The following is a 2,219-nucleotide window of genomic DNA, read 5'->3' on the forward strand; positions in this document are numbered from 1 at the left end:
CGGCTTCGAGGGGCCCTCCCTCATCTTCGATTAAGCATGGCTTGAAGTTCCCTTCTTCGCCTTCTTGGCACACTGCAACTTGGAACTGGAAACCTTCAACTGCTCTTCGGATGACGGCTCTTCACAACGTTCAGCATTGAGCGAGTTTAACTAATGTTCAGCGACCGGTTTAACACAACTCGGGAGTTCAGAGATATTGTCTGCTCGACACATGGAGACTGTTATCGCCTTCTTGAGTTCTATACTCCATATATGTACGGACATTACTTTATGAAAACACGATAGAAATCGAAGAGAACTGATCTTTTGAGTAGTCGAGCTATGAATGGCAAGGATTTCGACCAAAACCGGGCTCAGATCATCGCAGAATGCCTCTAATTCAATTTGGTGAGTCATTAGATATTTTGCTAGAATATGACCGTAAATTGATTCTTCTCTTAACATCATCGATTATTTCGGCTTTGGAGCATTCGGAACTAGACTTTTTGCGGAACTGATTTGTAGGAAATTTCTGTTTTGCAATTAGGTACGTACATATAAATGTTTTCCGATCAGCATTCGTCTAAGCCTTGACTCTCGAATCCAACTCATACCTAATACTCATTCATGGAAGATATATCTTAATTGTTTAGAGGTCTGACAGATTGAAACAATCCACTCTTTTGGGGGGTGATATAACAAGCTAAAGAGTGAACACCTGATTGCGATCTGTTCTTTTTCGACTATCAAACGTTTTCCTTTATTAGGAGGTGAAACAAATGAGAAAGTTGATGTTTCTGGCACTTGCGCTAGTTGTCGCTGTTAGCTTGTCTTTCGGTGTAACGATTACGATGATGACGCCGCTTACCGGAGCTGACGGTGCGTACATGGATGAGATTGTTGCAAAGTTCAATGCCGAACATCCGGATATTGAAGTCGTCCATGTTGTCGTAGAGTCTTCTCTTGATATGAAGAACAAGCTCTCGATGGGTATTGCATCCAAGACAGCTCCCGAGATCATGTTCATCAGGAAATTTGACATGCCTCTCTATCTGGAACACTTCATGGGCTTTACAGCAGAAGAATGGCTTAACAAGTATGGAATCGACACCGACGACATCTTCCCGGGTGTTCTCGATGGACTTGTAGTAGATGGCAAAGTAGTCGGTATTCCAATGGACATATGGCTTTTCTACATGGCATACAACAGAGGAAACTTCGCAGAGGTTGGCCTCGACCCTGACAACCCGCCGAAGACAAGAGAAGAGTTTATTTCCGCAATGGAAGCCCTAATTCCCATTACACCTCCAGGACTTACACCGTACTATGAAAACCCCGCCTGGACATGGATCTGGTTCCACCTTCTCTGGCAGCACGGCGGAGAAGTTTTGACAGACGACTTCAAAGAGCCGGCATTCGAGAAAGCCGGAATCGAAGTCTGTAAATTGATGCTCGAAATGCAGGAGAAGGGTATTCTTCCCATGCAGGTAGCCGACCCTGGCGTGTCCTTCCAGTCCGGGGAGAGCACAGTATTGATAACCGGTATCTGGACCATTAAGCCCTGGATGGAACAATTGGGTGAGGATTTCGGTTATGCGGTAGCTCCTCAGCTAGGCAACACTAAGGCCGTGTTTGGAGGCTCTCACGTACTGGCGATGCCAAGAGTCATGGTCGAAGATCCTAAGACACTTGATGCCGCGACAACATTCATCAAGTATCTGTGGGACCATGCGATAGATTGGTACGAAGCGGGACAGACTCCTGCGAGAAAATCGATCGCCGAGAGTCAGGAGCTGAAAGATAGACTGCCTCACATTTACGCAGTGTCTCAGGATTCCGAATACGTAAGGCAGTTCCAGATGTTCCCGCTGATATCGGAAATCGAGGCCGAAATAGCAGTCTACCTTGAGGAAGTACTGGTGCTGCACTCAATATCTCCTGAAGCCGGTATGAAGGAAGCTGCGTTTGCCGTTCAGGAAATCCTCGACGACTACTGGTCAAGAAACTGATCGTAAATAAGTAATCGCTCTACTTGGTGAAGGGAGGAGGAGTAATTGACACAATCACATTCTAAATCACCTAGACGGTTCCGCAGGGAGGTAGGATCGTGGCTGTTCCTTCTCCCTCACCTGTTCTTCTTCGCACTGTTTGTTGTAGTTCCACTGGTTTTTGGTCTCGTAATTAGTTTTTTCAACTGGAGTCTTCTCAAGGAAAATGTGTTCATCGGTTTTAACAACTAC

The 2,219-nt window shown here is 45.7% G+C and carries 2 protein-coding genes; both read left to right on the forward strand.

Translation table 11 applies throughout. The features are described 5' to 3' along the window. Nucleotides 1–758: 758 nt before the first annotated feature. Nucleotides 759–1,988 (forward strand): extracellular solute-binding protein, encoded by a 1,230-nt coding sequence (locus tag ENN47_07100; GenBank protein HDP77935.1) that lies wholly within the window; start codon nt 759–761, stop codon nt 1,986–1,988. A gap of 45 nt (nt 1,989–2,033) precedes the next feature. Next, nucleotides 2,034–2,219: sugar ABC transporter permease (locus ENN47_07105; GenBank protein HDP77936.1), on the forward strand; the 186-nt coding region annotated here is incomplete at its 3' end.

Source organism: Mesotoga infera (genome assembly GCA_011045915.1).
In the GTDB taxonomy this organism is placed as follows: domain Bacteria; phylum Thermotogota; class Thermotogae; order Petrotogales; family Kosmotogaceae; genus Mesotoga; species Mesotoga infera_D.

Bases quoted from the DNA above. Each gene is read 5' to 3' on its own strand.
- ENN47_07100 (HDP77935.1), top strand. From the start codon at position 759: ATGAGAAAGTTGATGTTTCTGGCACTTGCGCTAGTTGTCGCTGTTAGC.